This is a genomic window from Glaciecola sp. KUL10 (assembly GCF_003203515.1).
In the GTDB taxonomy this organism is placed as follows: domain Bacteria; phylum Pseudomonadota; class Gammaproteobacteria; order Enterobacterales; family Alteromonadaceae; genus Glaciecola.
On sequence record NZ_BGNG01000011.1, the window covers coordinates 16,591 to 30,485 of the forward strand.

Below are 13,895 nucleotides of genomic sequence, written 5' to 3' on the forward strand. Positions count from 1 at the left end.
CATTTAAACTTCATTCGGATCGGTCATCAAACCCACCGACGGTGCACCAGATGCTTGTAGCAACACCATTAAATCAATTATTTTTTGATAATCAACGCTTCCATCACCGTTAACCACAACAGGAGTTCCTGGCGCACTATTGAGCTTTGTAGCGACAATATCTGATACTTGTTGGGCACTCAACTCAGACTCTGGGTCGTCACCAGCATTAATAAAGTATTGACCTTGGGCGTTTATTGACACAATGATGAGTGACTCTTCTTCCGTTTCTATCGATTTAGCTTCAGCTTTAGGTAAATCAACTTTAACCCCTTGAGTCACAAGCGGCGCTGTCGCCATAAATATCACCAATAGCACCAACATTACATCAATGTAAGGCACAACGTTTATTTCTGAAACCGGTTTACGGCGGCGCTTGATCAACATGTTACTTGGCCATTGCTAAATTTTGACGATTAAGGATCGCTGAAAACTCTTCCATAAAATTAACATAGGCGTTTTCTAGCTTCTCTACCTTTGAACTAAAACGGTTATAGGCCACAACCGCTGGAATTGCAGCAAACAGACCAATTGCCGTCGCAATAAGGGCCTCTGCGATTCCAGGTGCTACCATGGCGAGTGTAGCTTGCTTAACTTGCCCCAGTGCAATAAACGAATTCATGATACCCCACACAGTGCCAAGCAGGCCAACGTAAGGCGATATTGACCCCACTGTCGCAAGAAAGGGTAAACGAAGTTCAAGCTCGTCAACTTCTCGAGACATAGCCACGCGCATGGAACGATAGGTACCATCCATAATGGCCTCTGGAATCGCTGAACTGGTTTTTCTTAAACGCACATATTCTTTAAAACCCGTACAAAAAATCAAAGGTAAACCAGAAAGGTTGGGCCTAGCCGATAACTCTTTGTAAAGAGAGTTTAGATCTGCACCACCCCAAAACTTATCTTCAAAAGACTGCAACTCATTTGAAGCTTGTTTGAGTGCGCTATTGCGTTGAAAAATAAAGGCCCAAGATACAATCGACACAGTCAATAAAAGAACCATGATAAATTGCACGACGATACTTGCTTCAAGAAACAAGCCGATAATTGACATTTCAGACTGCACGTTGCATTTCCCTAAAAACAATGGGTGGTATTGCGATTGGCTTTAACTTTTCCAAATTTACGCAAGCCACTCTTATATTAGCGCTTACCAAGTGTTGATTTTGATTATTATAAATGTGTTGTTCAAACACGACACTTGCTCGTTTTAATTCTACTACCTGACAGCTAATCCTCAACTCTTGATTGAATAAAGCTGGCTTATAATTTTCCATTTCCACTCGTTTGACGACAAAACCAATGGATTGTTCCATCAAATCGTCTTGTTCGATATCGAAAGAGCGGAGCCACTCGGTTCTACAACGCTCAAAAAATTTAAGATAATTAGCGTAATAGACGATACCGCCGGCGTCTGTATCTTCATAATAGACTCTAATTTTGTGCTCAAATATATTATCCGAGCTCTTTGTTTCTTTTAAATCCATCGCTTCTGAACCTAAATTTTTCTAAGGCGAACAAATGTAAACATAAAAAACAAAATTGTTACATTTAGGTTAAAACCCTATTAAAAAAGGGTTATACCAGAAAAAACAAAACAACAAACATTAGTTTTTCTAATGACCTAGTCTAGTTTATTTAGTTTGTTTTAAACTTCTATCCGATTAAAATACACAGCATAAATTTTGACAGCAGTTTTTGTTTTGTTCTTATTTATGTTCCCAATAACGGTATTCCGTTTTACTTGTTGTTTTGCCCGCATATTTTGCGGGCTTTTTTTTATCTCGCTTACTTATTACTCTGTCATAGTAGACGTCAGCATTACTACGCGCTATTGGGTGTAAATCCAAAGTGTAAATATGCGCGTTGAGTTGCAATTCGACCTCGAGGGGTTCGTTGCAAAAATCCTTGCTGTATTAGAAAAGGCTCTATCACATCTTCAATGGTTTCTTTTTCTTCCCCAATGGCTGCGGCAATGTTATCTAAACCAACCGGCCCACCCATGAATTTTTCTATTATGGCCAACAATAACTTTCTATCCATGTAATCAAAGCCTTGCTTGTCGACATCAAGCATATTAAGCGCAGCTCCCGCCACTTCATCACTGATTACACCGTCCGATTTTATCTCAGCGTAGTCACGAACCCGTCTTAACAGCCTATTTGCGATACGCGGCGTACCTCTTGCACGGTGAGCAACCTCCAAGGCACCTTCTGGTTTCATATTTAAATTCAGATAATTTGCGCTGCGCTGGATGATAGAAGTCAGGTCTTTTACGTTGTAAAACTCTAGACGTTGAACAATACCAAAGCGGTCTCTTAATGGAGAAGTTAATGAACCCGCTCGAGTAGTTGCACCAATTAATGTAAAAGGGGGTAAATCTAGTTTAATTGAACGCGCGGCAGGCCCCTCGCCAATCATTATATCTAATTGATAATCCTCCATCGCGGGATAAAGCACTTCTTCCACTACAGGAGATAGTCGATGAATTTCATCAATAAAAAGTACGTCGTTTTCTTCCAAATTAGTAAGTAGCGCGGCAAGGTCACCTGCTTTTTCTAAAACTGGACCTGACGTTGTTTTGATATTTACTCCCATTTCATTAGCAACTATGTTGGCAAGTGTAGTTTTTCCTAATCCTGGGGGGCCAAAAATCAACAAATGGTCAAGCGCATCATTTCGTTTGCGCGCTGCCTCGATAAAAATTTCCATTTGCTCGCAAACATGTTGCTGCCCAGTATAGTCACTTAGCATTTTCGGGCGAATAGCGCGATCGATGATTTCATCATCTTTGTCCGCTGAGGGGCTCACCATTCTATCGGCTTCAATCATGATTAGGCTTCCTTTATATCATCGACTTTAATGCTTCACGAATCAGCTCTTCACTACTCATACCATCTTTAGCAACGGCTTTAACTGATTTTTCGGCTTGCGCTTGCTTATACCCCAAGGCCATTAGTGCGCTGTAGGCTTCGTCTTTCGGATCTTGAGCCGGTGTCTCGTAGCTCGGCACCTCAATTTGAGCCAAGGTATCCGACATTGCCGAATCAGGAGTTTCGTTGCTTAATTTCTGCATTTTTTCTTTAAGTTCAAGTACTAAGCGTTCCGCGGTCTTTTTACCCACACCAGGCAACTTGACCAAGGTCGTGACATCTTGATGAATCACCGATTGCATAAACTGTCTCGCTGACACACCAGACAAGATTGTGCACGCAAGTTTAGGACCTATGCCATTAGCTTTAATTAGTTCTCTGAACACTGTTCGCTCAAACTTATCGACGAAACCATAAAGTAATTGCGCATCTTCACGCACGACAAAGTGTGTAATGATAGAGATGGATTGACCAATATCGGGTAATTGATAAAAACTAGTCATTGGCAATTGAATCTCATAGCCGACACCGGCAACGTCAATCACGACTTCAGGAGGGTTTTTCTCTAAGATAATGCCCGCAATTCTGCCAATCATTTCAACTCTCTTATAATTATTATTCTGTATTTAGTAACTCAGAGGTATTGCACTTGCATTTAGTTTTGAGCCTTTCACGGATATTGTATATCAGGTTATGAGTTGCTAACAAACTTGCCAACGTTTCATTTTAACAAAAGCTAAGATCAGCAGCTATTGCAATCTTCTTCTTACAGTTTTCGATGCGCGCCCTGACATTTGAATTAAACTCTGTTGAGTATGCAGGTGACACAAAGCAACCGCTAAGGCGTCAGCAGCATCTGCTTGAGGTGTACTTGGTAACTTAAGTATGTGCTTTACCATATGTTGAACCTGGGTTTTGTCGGCTGAACCCGACCCAACTACAGATTGTTTAATTTGTCTTGCTGAATATTCATCCACCGGCAGATCAAACTGTGTTGCAGCCACAATTGCTGCTCCTCTAGCCTGCCCTAACTTTAGGGCTGAATCAGGGTTTTTGGCCATAAAGACTTGCTCAATGGCAAAAGCCGTAGGTGAAAACTGAGTTATAATTTCAGTTACACTTTCAAATATACGCTTAAGTCTAATGGATAACTCATCGTGGGCGACTTTAATACAACCGCTTCCCAAGTAGACCGCCTTATTGCGTTCAACCTTGATAAGGCCATAACCTGTGATACGTGAACCGGGGTCGATACCCAATATTATATTCATTTAAATCGCTAGCTTCGCGAAGGATTGAATAGCGAGCTTATTGGTTTCGGACCACACTTTTTTTATCGCTTCATTAACTGGTAACCACTGATAATCAGTATGTTCCGTTAACAAAATTGATGAACCTGTTGGCACAATTACTCTAAACACGTATTCATTGTTGTATAAAGTCCCTGGCGGATAACGATTGCGCCAGTCTTCTCTTATCTTGTATTGATTGACCGTTCGACAATCAATCACATCACAACCCAGGGCGTTTAAGTCTAGCCCCGTTTCCTCAGCTACTTCTCGGTATGCCGTTTGAAGGGGAGCTTCACCCTCTTCGATCGTGCCCGTTACAGACTGCCAAAATTCGGGATCGTCGTCACGCTGCATGACCAGAACCTGGCCTAGCTTGTCTTGGATCAATACTAGTACAGACTCTGGTCTTTTAAATTGCATCGAACTATTCAGAGGCTGACTCTTCTTTTACTACTGTTTTAATCGACAATTCTTCTAGTTGAGCTGGGTTAGCATAGCCAGGCGCATCGGTCAAAGGGCATGCCGCGGTGGTGGTTTTTGGGAAAGCCATTACATCTCTAATAGAGTCTGCACCGGTCATCAGCATTACCATTCTATCGAGACCAAAGGCTAAGCCAGCGTGTGGCGGCGTGCCGTACTTTAATGCTTCTAGCAAGAACCCAAATTTCTCTTTGGCTTCTTCATCACTAATACCCAATAATTCAAAAACGGTCGCTTGCATATCCATATTGTGTATACGCACCGAGCCACCTCCTAGTTCGACGCCGTTTAACACCATATCATATGCATTGGAGAGCGCTTTTTCAGGCGCTGCTTTTAAAGCATCTAGGCTACTGTCACGCGGGGCAGTAAATGGGTGATGTAGAGCATGAAGCTGGCCATCAACAGCCTCGAACATTGGAAAATCGACAACCCAAAGAGGCTTCCAATCACCTTCGAGTAGGTCAAAGTCATTACCAAGTTTTAATCTCAGTGCACCGAGCGCTTCGGTTACTACGGTTTTAGTATCTGCACCAAATAACAATATATCTCCATCTTGAGCATCAGTTTTAGCTAAAAGTGCCTCAATACTATTGTTATCAAAGAATTTTACGATCGGCGACTGCAGGCCTTCTTTGCCAGCATCTTTTTGGTTCACTTTAATCCACGCTAGACCTTTTGCACCATAAATACCGACAAACTTAGTATATTCATCAAGTTGCTTACGAGAGAGCGAAGCTCCGCCAGGGACTTTAATCACTGCGACACGACCATTTTCATCATTAGCAGGGCCACTAAATACCTTAAAATCGATGTCTTTAACAATTTCCTCAACATCAACAAGAACCAAGGGGTTTCTTAGGTCTGGCTTATCGCTGCCATATTGTTGCATCGCCTGAGCATAGCTCATTTGCGGAAAATCACCCAAATCAACATCTAGAAGCTTTTGGAACAATTCTCGAATCATCTTTTCGGTGATACTCATTACACCATCGGCGTCTAAAAACGTTGTTTCAATATCGATTTGTGTAAACTCTGGCTGCCTGTCGGCACGCAAGTCTTCATCGCGAAAGCATTTAACGATCTGGTAGTACTTATCCATACCTGACATCATAAGCAATTGTTTAAATAATTGCGGTGACTGAGGTAGCGCGAAAAATTGACCTTTGTGCGTGCGACTAGGTACTAGATAATCCCTTGCACCTTCAGGTGTGGCCTTAGTCAAAATCGGTGTTTCAATATCCAAGAAATCATTATTTTCTAGGAAGCGACGAACCGCTGCTGTTACTTTAGAGCGAAATACGAGGCGCTCAGTCATTAGAGGACGACGCAGGTCAAGATAACGATACTTCAGGCGTTGCTCTTCTGAATTCTCTTGATTCCAATCGAGCGGTAATGCAGGTGCTGAGTTAAAAATTTCAAGTGACTTACCCAATACCTCAATACCACCTGTACGCATATCTTTATTAACTTGAGACTCAGGTCTTGCGCGCACTAGCCCTGTTATTGCAACACAAAACTCGTTGCGCAAACTAGAAGCCAACTCAAAGGTTGCTTCGGTATCAGGATCAATAACTACTTGCACGACACCTTCGCGGTCACGTAAATCGATGAAGATAACACCACCTAAATCTCGTCTTTTGTTTACCCAACCGTATAGTGTGACTTCTTTTCCTACGAAACGAGTATCGATTTTTCCACAATATTCTGTGCGCATAAACTTGCCTTGATTTTTATTATGTGCGAGGCCTTGAATGCATCGCTGATTGATTCTAAAAATTGCTCGCAAGTATAAACCAATCAATGGCGTTACCCAATGATTTTGGCTCTAAAGATACGATCCGTTGATTTATTGTGCGATTAGGGTATCGGGTTGCGATTTAAACCTTAGTTTTATGCTTGAGAAGCGTTGATTTGATCGCATCAATTGATGCAGGCTCACCATAATAGAAGCCTTGAAATTCATTGCAGCCATAGTTCATTAGAAACTCTTCTTGTGTTTCATTTTCGATCCCTTCAGCACATGTCAACAAATCAAGTCTTTTAGCTAAGTCAATGATTGTGCGCGTCACCAAACGACTGCGCTCCGAGCTATCTAATTTTTGAACAAATTGCCGATCAATTTTCAATTTATCGATGCGCATCTGCGTCAAATAACTCAATGAAGAATACCCTGTACCAAAGTCATCCAAAGCAATACTACATCCTAGAGAAGAGAGTTTCTTAAACAAATTATTACTGACCACAAAGCTTTCTAAAAGAGCAGATTCAGTGACTTCAATCTCTAAATATTTGGCGGATAATTTGTGATTACTCAATGACTGCGCAATCTTGCTGAATAGATCTTGATTATGAAGATCATGTGCGGACAGGTTGATCGACACTTTGATATTTTCATTAGTCGCTAAGACTAATTCTTTGATTTGTTGACACACATTGTCAAGTAACCAATTGGTCAATGCATGAATATTTCCGCCGCTTTCTGCAATCGGAATAAAGTCACTCGGTGAAATTTCGCCCAATGAAGGATGGTGCCACCTCATTAGCGCCTCAAAACCAATGATATTGCTAGAAGCACTTACTTTAGGCTGAAACACTAACCTGAAGTGACTCTCTTCCAGTGAAGTCATTATGCTATTTGAAATCAAAAGTTTACGCTTATTATCACCCACCATTTCTGGGCTAAATACAGTGTACCGACCGCGACCATTTGCTTTAGACCGATACATGGCTATATCTGCGTTACTAACCAACTCATTGAGTTCAAAATTAGCTTGATCTGCATTCGCAATACCGATACTCAAACCAACTTGTAAATCAACGTTTTCGACGTCAAAGGTTTGCTCAAATGCTCGCAATAAGCGTCTGGCGAGTTCCACTGCTTCGTGTGTACTGTTACTAAGACTTCTATCCGGCACAATGAGAAATTCATCGCCACCTAAACGAGCAATTAAATCGCCTTCTCGCAAGACTTGTTGAACTCTTTCAGCGACAGCAATTAAAAGGTTATCACCAGTTTCATGTCCCAAAGTATCATTGATATGTTTGAAACCATCTAAATCGAAAAACAACAAGGAAATGTTTTGTTGCGACCTTTTAGCTCTCGCCAGATCAAATTTTAAATTATCCATTACAAATTGGCGATTGGGTAGGCCCGTTAAACTGTCGTAATTTGCTAACTTAGCCATCGCCTTTTGTTGGACGAGTAAGTCCTTAGTGTTGCGCTCGTTTTTTGCTAACTCAGAACTAATAGTGTCCATCAGGCGGTTAACATTATGTTCTAACTGTCTAAATTCTTGTGACCCTTTTACTTCGATACGCAAAGAGTAATCCCCCTCCTCTTCGACCTTTCGAGTAAACTCACATAAGCGCAAAAGAGGTGATGTTACTCGACCAAGCAGCCAAATCGTCACAATGACCACAATCGCTGTGATGAGCGCGATAAATGGTGTCAGCCCCCAGAACAGACTTGTGCGAGCATGCTGCAAAGGGGTGGTTAAGTCGGAAATAACGACCAAAGCGTTACCATCTTTATTATCAAAATCAACCGGTGCAACAGTCACAATAAAATGTTCGATTCTATAAGCCTGAGTTTTATTTAAATCAGCAATAGTAGCGAGCGCCCCCTTTGCTTTTAGGATAATGGACGCTTGAAAAAGGCTATTATATTCATTCAGCACCTTACTATTTTGGTCGATGTGCTTGGCGTAAACAATATTCGGAAACAATGAAATATTATCCATCACGTCTTGGTGCAACGAAGGTAAAGAGCGGTTGATTTGCAATGCTAGCGAACGGGTTAACCCAGTGGCTGCTTTTTCTGCTGAAAGGAAAAATGCATCTTCATGTTTGCGAATAGCGACACTCACTATTACAACTGTGGCCACTACCACGACGGATATGACAACCGATAATAAACTTGATTGAATACTTTTAAACAATACTTACTCACAACTCGGCAGGTGCCTAGGGTTAAATTTAAAATCCATTTTATTCTTCAACCTTTTCAGGCTTCAAAATGCAAACGACAATATTCACGTAGCAAATACTATGCAAACACAGCCTTTTCATTTGATAAGGTGTGCATTAAACCGGAAAACAGACCACATCTTCAAGTGCTAGTTTTATACCGAATGCTTCACCAACATGGTGATCGTGATGGCTTGGAGCTAAGCAATATATATACTCTTCGCCTCCAATCAAGTTTAGTTTATAAAATATATTTGCGCCTCTAAAAGCACGTTCTAAAATCTTTGCCTTATGTTCACTAGCATCGTCATGAACTATATCGTCCGGACGCACTAATAACTTAACCACTTGATTGTCATTCAAATTATCACTCGATGCCGATTCAAACTGTCCAAGTGCAGTGTGGATTAAAGCGTGCCTATTTTCAGTTGCTTTTGATACCACCCCCTTGATAAAACTGCCTTCTCCAATAAAGCGGGCAACAAATTCAGAGGCAGGCTTATGATAAAGCGCTTGAGCCGTTGCCCACTGCTCACAGTATCCATTATTAAACACTCCTATTTTATCGCCTACCGTGAACGCTTCTTGTTGGTCATGGGTAATGAGTAATGCCGTAGTACCATTTTGTTTAATAATGTGTCGCACATCAGCAGCAATACTAGTACGCAACTCTGGGTCTAAACTTGAAAATGGCTCATCCAAAAGCAATAAGTCCGGTTGTGGAGCTAAAGCCCTCGCAATGGCTACTCGCTGCTGTTGTCCGCCAGATAACTCATGTGGAAATTTACTTGCATGACCATTCAGGCCAACCAAATTGATATAGTTGGATACATAGTCAGTTAGTTGAGAACCTGATTTATCGTTAACACCATAAGCAATATTTTGATAGACACTTAAGTGCGGAAAAAGAGCAAAATCTTGAAATACAATGCCTACATTACGGCTTGCCACAGGGGTTGAATAACCTTCGGATGCTACCTGTTTACCGGCAAGTGTTATTTCACCGCTAGCGACCTCTTTGAAGCCTGCAATCGCTCTCATAATAGAGGTTTTACCGCATCCAGAAGGCCCTAAAACACAACCAATTTGTCCTTTCTCAAGTGTAAAGCTAACATCATCTATAATGCGCTTATCTTCATATTTTATAGCGACCTGATTTAATTTTAACATCTCAGTAGTCTTTTTTATCCAAGGTTTTGGTCAACAAAATAACAGGTAAAATCCCCACTAATACAATTGTAATGGCGGGCAAAGAAGCTGCGATTAATCGTTCGTCAGAAGCCAGTTCAAATGCTTTAACTGCTAGCGTATTAAAATCAAAAGGCCTAAGAACTAGCGTTGCTGGCAGCTCTTTTAATATATCCACAAAGACAAGTAAAATAGCACTAAGTACGCTTGCTCGTATCAAAGGTAAATGAATATTGAAGAACGTATGTTGAGGAGTTTTTGACAAGCTTAATGCGACCTCATCTATACTATTTGGTATGCGTTGCAATCCAGCGTCAGTATGTTGAATAGCAATGCTTGAAAAACGGACTAAATAAGCAAATATTAATATAAATATTGAACCTGAAAAGACTAATCCCACTGTTTCACCGCTTATCGCAAGTGTTAGTTGATTTATTTGCTGATCTAACCATCCCATTGGTGATAGCACGCCCACTGCGATAACAGTACCTGGCATTGCATAACCTAGGGATACAAAACGACTGCTGACATTCATTCTTTTTGAAGGCACTCTGCGTTTTGCATAACTGATAGTCAAAGCGAAAAGTACAATAGACACTGCACCGATTATGGCCAGTATTAAACTGTTTATACTTAATTCAATAAACTGTGAAATCGATTCATTTTGAGCGTAAGCTAAACTCCATGAAAGTAACTGAGTAAAGGGAATAACAAAGCCGAGTATCATCGGCAGTAAGCAAGTAATCAATATACCAATAGACTTTGCACCCGTGGTACTCATTAACGAGCGCCCAGCTGCTCCTTGACTTTGATATGCTTGACTGGTTTTACGCGAGGAAAACTCAAGAAACAACAATACGAAAACAAATGTGCATAGCAAAGCAGATAACTGTGACGCGGTGTTTATGTCCCCCATACCAAACCACGTTCTATAAATACCTGTTGTTAGCGTCGGAATGCCAAAATATTTGACCGTGCCAAAATCTGCCAGTGCTTCCATCATGGTTAAGATTGCCCCCAATAAAATTGCGGGTAACGCCAAGGGCAAACTGATTCTTAAAAAGTGTTGAAGTGATGATTTCCCAGCAACTTTACTGACTTCTTCAAGGCTTTGTGATTGAGATTGAAAAGCAACTCTTGCCATCAAATAAACATAAGGATAGAGCACGAGAGCCATCAAGGTAATCGCTCCCCCCATACTGCGTACTTCAGGAAAATAGTAGTCGCTCGCCGACCAATTAAAGCTTTCTCTTAGTGTCGACTGTAAGGGTCCAGAGAAGTCCAGCATCCCCGTATATGCGTAAGCAATGATATAAGCAGGCATTGCCAAGGGTAATAATAATAACCATTGGCAAGCGGAGCGCCCTACAAAGTCGTAGCGCACAATCAACCATGCCAGGCTGCTGCCGATAAACGCTGATAACGTTCCCACACCAGTCATGAGCACGAAACTATTGTATACATACTCACCAAGAACAGTCTCGACAAGGTGTTGCCAATTTTGAGAGTTGAAACTTGAAAAACTTGTGTAGATAGACACCAAAGGTACACTGGCAAGCAGACACAAAAACAAGGCAAGCGTAGAAAGCTTGCCTTGATATGATTTAAAAACAATGGTTTTGATGTACTTCAAATGCCTATTTGAACCGCTGCGTAACTTCTTTAAACAATGGCATTAATACTAACGCGCTCTAGCGATTAACGCCAACCGGCTTTATCCATTAATTTAAGTGCTTCATCATTATTCGCTCCGACATCACTTAACTTAACTTTTTGCTTTTTGAACTGCCCCATCTCCGTCAGTGTCTGACTCAATTCAACACCATCTCTAACAGGGTATTCATGATTGACTTGAGCGTACCATTGCTGAGATTTTTGTGTAAGCATAAATTCAATCAACGCATTTGCGTTATTGACATTTTTTGCATGCTTGGCAATTGCAGCGCCCGAAATATTTATATGAGTTCCACTCGCCTGTTGATCAGGCCAAAAAACCTTCACTTTTTCTGCGGCTTTTACTTGCTCAGCGTCCTGTGAATCAAGCATACCTGCAAGATAGTATGTGTTGGCAATGGCAAGGTCACATTGACCTGCAGCAACGGCCTTTATCTGATCGCGATCACCGCCCTTTGGTGGCCGTGCAAAATTGGCAACCATACCTCTAGCCCACTCTTCAACATCACTTTTTGGATAAATTGCAAGCATCGCTGCAGTCATTGATTGATTGTAGATATTGTTAGATGAACGAATACAAATACGACTTTTCCACTTGCTATCAGTTAAGTTCATCATCGTCGATAATTCACTAGGGTTAACCCGATCAGCTGCATACATAATTGGTCTTGCTCTTAGTGTCAATGCGAGCCACTGATTGTTTTCATCCCTCAAATGAGCTGGAACGACACTGTTGGCCAACTCCGAATCATAAGCTTGAGTCAATCCGAGCAATTTAGCACGCTCAAGTCGACCAACATCAGTAGTAATTAACACATCAGCAGGGCTAAATTGCCCTTCAGACTTCATACGTGAAATGAGCGCGTCAGCGTTACCTGTGATTAACTTAACTTTGATGCCGGTTGCTTGCGTAAATGAATCTAAAGCGGGTTTAATTAGTGCTTCTTTACGAGCTGAATACACATTAATCTCATCTGCGAATATTGGCAGCGAAAATACAGCAACAAGCGCCATGGCGATGAACTTTTTCATTATGATCCTTGAATGTTAATTTAACGGTGTGTTTTACTGAGACAATGTTAATTGATAATAGTTCTCAATTGCAATGCCCATATTGAATTTAAGCTACATAACCCAATAATACTCTTAAGTAACAATTCTAAATTAAAAATAGGACTTTTTTTGCTATGAATGATTCAAGAATAGTCTTCTCGACCGATACAGGAAGAGTTGAAGAAAAAAAACAAACCACTCAAGTGCCTAAAGGAGACGGCATTGTGCGGATCAGAAAGGAAACTAAAGGCCGAAAAGGAAAAGGAATGAGTGTTATAGAAGGGCTGACTCTAAGTAGCGCAGAGTTAAAAACCTTGTGTAGCGAATTAAAGAAAAAATGCGGCTGCGGCGGCTCTGTTAAAGGTTTTAATATCGAGATTCAGGGTGATGACCGAGAAAAAATTAAAAGCATATTAGAAGCCAAAAGTTACAAAGTTAAGCTTGCTGGCGGCTGATTTTAAAGAGAATTAGAATGCAAAAGTTATCGATACAAGATTTACATGTTTTATTGGTTGAACCATCGGATACACAAAGCAAAATCATTAAAACACTCTTGCTGAAAGAAAACGTACAAACCGTTGATATTGTAAAAACGGTTGCCGACGCAAAGTCTGCAGTAACAGCGCACGGCGCTGACGTTGTGGTGAGTGCAATGTACTTGTCTGACGGAAGTGGTCTTGAAGTATTAAAGTACATAAAAGAAGATGATAACTTAGCGTCAATTCCGTTCATGCTTGTCTCAAGTGAAACCAGAATAAAAAAATTAGACGAATTTAAACAAGCGGGTGTTGCTGCAATTTTACCTAAACCTTTCGAACCGATACATCTATCACGAGCATTGAACGCAAGCCTACAATTGATTAACACCGATGAACTTGAATTGGATCTTTTTGATGTAGCGGAGGTTCGCGTTTTAGTTGTGGATGATAGCCGCTTGGCTCGAAATCATATAAGACGAGTATTAGAAGGAATGGGGCTTTCTCAGTTAATGGAAGCGGAAAACGGCGCACATGCTCTTACCTTGCTAAAAGAGAATGAATTTGACTTAGTTGTGACTGATTATAATATGCCTGAAATGGACGGGCGCGAGCTTTCAGAATTTATCCGCTTTAACCCTGCAACCACTCATATTCCTATCATTATGGTCACCTCTGAATCAGCAGACAGTGCACATATGGCTAACATTCAACAAACTGGCGTGAATGCCTTGTGCGATAAACCTTTTGAATCTGATGAGGTCAAAGCAATGCTTGCTAGTTTATTAGGTTCTGGCGAGTAAACATGTGATGATAATTACAGCTTTATGAGAGCATCGCCTTTAAAT

The 13,895-nt window shown here is 41.1% G+C and carries 14 protein-coding genes; 2 read left to right on the plus strand and 12 right to left on the minus strand.

What is annotated here, in order from left to right; translation table 11 throughout:
* Positions 1 to 3: 3 nt before the first annotated feature.
* The 12 genes from tolR to KUL10_RS15630 all read right to left on the minus strand — a co-directional run bounded on the left by tolR (position 4) and on the right by KUL10_RS15630 (position 12,550).
* Complete coding sequence (gene tolR, locus KUL10_RS15575) at positions 4 to 426, minus strand: protein TolR (RefSeq protein WP_110429876.1); 423 nt, start codon at positions 424 to 426, stop codon at positions 4 to 6.
* Between the two features lies 1 nt (position 427).
* Positions 428 to 1,108 carry a protein TolQ gene (gene tolQ, locus KUL10_RS15580; RefSeq protein ID WP_110429877.1) on the minus strand — a complete coding sequence of 227 codons (681 nt, stop codon included), beginning with the start codon at positions 1,106 to 1,108 and terminating at the stop codon, positions 428 to 430.
* The gene (ybgC, locus tag KUL10_RS15585) at positions 1,098 to 1,529 is read right to left on the minus strand and encodes a tol-pal system-associated acyl-CoA thioesterase (RefSeq protein ID WP_110429878.1); all 432 of its coding nucleotides are present in this window, start codon (positions 1,527 to 1,529) and stop codon (positions 1,098 to 1,100) included. Before ybgC ends, tolQ begins: the two co-directional genes overlap by 11 nt.
* A gap of 337 nt (positions 1,530 to 1,866) precedes the next feature.
* Positions 1,867 to 2,874 carry a Holliday junction branch migration DNA helicase RuvB gene (ruvB, locus tag KUL10_RS15590; RefSeq protein WP_110429879.1) on the minus strand — a complete coding sequence of 336 codons (1,008 nt, stop codon included), beginning with the start codon at positions 2,872 to 2,874 and terminating at the stop codon, positions 1,867 to 1,869.
* Between the two features lie 13 nt (positions 2,875 to 2,887).
* Positions 2,888 to 3,511, minus strand: a complete 624-nt coding sequence (ruvA, locus tag KUL10_RS15595) for a Holliday junction branch migration protein RuvA (protein WP_110429880.1) — start codon at positions 3,509 to 3,511, stop codon at positions 2,888 to 2,890.
* A 153-nt stretch (positions 3,512 to 3,664) separates the two neighbouring features.
* Positions 3,665 to 4,186, minus strand: coding sequence for a crossover junction endodeoxyribonuclease RuvC (ruvC, locus tag KUL10_RS15600; RefSeq protein ID WP_110429881.1), 522 nt, complete (start codon positions 4,184 to 4,186; stop codon positions 3,665 to 3,667).
* Positions 4,187 to 4,627, minus strand: coding sequence for a dihydroneopterin triphosphate diphosphatase (gene nudB / locus KUL10_RS15605; protein WP_110429882.1), 441 nt, complete (start codon positions 4,625 to 4,627; stop codon positions 4,187 to 4,189). It abuts the gene before it with no gap.
* 4 nt (positions 4,628 to 4,631) lie between these two features.
* Positions 4,632 to 6,404: an aspartate--tRNA ligase gene (aspS, locus tag KUL10_RS15610; protein ID WP_110429965.1), complete on the minus strand. Its 1,773-nt coding sequence runs from the start codon at positions 6,402 to 6,404 to the stop codon at positions 4,632 to 4,634.
* Between the two features lie 163 nt (positions 6,405 to 6,567).
* The gene (locus KUL10_RS15615; RefSeq protein ID WP_110429883.1) at positions 6,568 to 8,628 is read right to left on the minus strand and encodes an EAL domain-containing protein; all 2,061 of its coding nucleotides are present in this window, start codon (positions 8,626 to 8,628) and stop codon (positions 6,568 to 6,570) included.
* Positions 8,629 to 8,773: 145 nt separating this feature from the next.
* The gene (locus KUL10_RS15620; RefSeq protein ID WP_110429884.1) at positions 8,774 to 9,826 is read right to left on the minus strand and encodes an ABC transporter ATP-binding protein; all 1,053 of its coding nucleotides are present in this window, start codon (positions 9,824 to 9,826) and stop codon (positions 8,774 to 8,776) included.
* 1 nt (position 9,827) lies between these two features.
* Positions 9,828 to 11,477 carry an iron ABC transporter permease gene (locus tag KUL10_RS15625; RefSeq protein WP_306305336.1) on the minus strand — a complete coding sequence of 550 codons (1,650 nt, stop codon included), beginning with the start codon at positions 11,475 to 11,477 and terminating at the stop codon, positions 9,828 to 9,830.
* A 65-nt stretch (positions 11,478 to 11,542) separates the two neighbouring features.
* Complete coding sequence (locus tag KUL10_RS15630; RefSeq protein WP_110429885.1) at positions 11,543 to 12,550, minus strand: Fe(3+) ABC transporter substrate-binding protein; 1,008 nt, start codon at positions 12,548 to 12,550, stop codon at positions 11,543 to 11,545.
* Between the two features lie 155 nt (positions 12,551 to 12,705).
* Here KUL10_RS15630 and yciH point away from each other — a divergent pair, with 155 nt between their 5' ends.
* On the plus strand, positions 12,706 to 13,026 hold the full coding sequence (gene yciH / locus KUL10_RS15635) for a stress response translation initiation inhibitor YciH (protein WP_110429886.1): 321 nt from the start codon (positions 12,706 to 12,708) through the stop codon (positions 13,024 to 13,026).
* 17 nt (positions 13,027 to 13,043) lie between these two features.
* Positions 13,044 to 13,850, plus strand: coding sequence for a response regulator (locus tag KUL10_RS15640; protein ID WP_110429887.1), 807 nt, complete (start codon positions 13,044 to 13,046; stop codon positions 13,848 to 13,850).
* The last annotated feature ends 45 nt before the right edge of the window (positions 13,851 to 13,895 follow it).

Coding starts and splice junctions, on each gene's coding strand:
- KUL10_RS15640 (WP_110429887.1), top strand. CDS start 13,044: ATGCAAAAGTTATCGATACAAGATTTACATGTTTTATTGGTTGAACCA.
- tolR (WP_110429876.1), bottom strand. CDS start 426: ATGTTGATCAAGCGCCGCCGTAAACCGGTTTCAGAAATAAACGTTGTG.
- ruvC (WP_110429881.1), bottom strand. CDS start 4,186: ATGAATATAATATTGGGTATCGACCCCGGTTCACGTATCACAGGTTAT.
- ruvB (WP_110429879.1), bottom strand. CDS start 2,874: ATGATTGAAGCCGATAGAATGGTGAGCCCCTCAGCGGACAAAGATGAT.
- aspS (WP_110429965.1), bottom strand. CDS start 6,404: ATGCGCACAGAATATTGTGGAAAAATCGATACTCGTTTCGTAGGAAAA.
- KUL10_RS15630 (WP_110429885.1), bottom strand. CDS start 12,550: ATGAAAAAGTTCATCGCCATGGCGCTTGTTGCTGTATTTTCGCTGCCA.
- nudB (WP_110429882.1), bottom strand. CDS start 4,627: ATGCAATTTAAAAGACCAGAGTCTGTACTAGTATTGATCCAAGACAAG.
- ybgC (WP_110429878.1), bottom strand. CDS start 1,529: ATGGATTTAAAAGAAACAAAGAGCTCGGATAATATATTTGAGCACAAA.
- KUL10_RS15620 (WP_110429884.1), bottom strand. CDS start 9,826: ATGTTAAAATTAAATCAGGTCGCTATAAAATATGAAGATAAGCGCATT.
- yciH (WP_110429886.1), top strand. CDS start 12,706: ATGAATGATTCAAGAATAGTCTTCTCGACCGATACAGGAAGAGTTGAA.
- ruvA (WP_110429880.1), bottom strand. CDS start 3,511: ATGATTGGCAGAATTGCGGGCATTATCTTAGAGAAAAACCCTCCTGAA.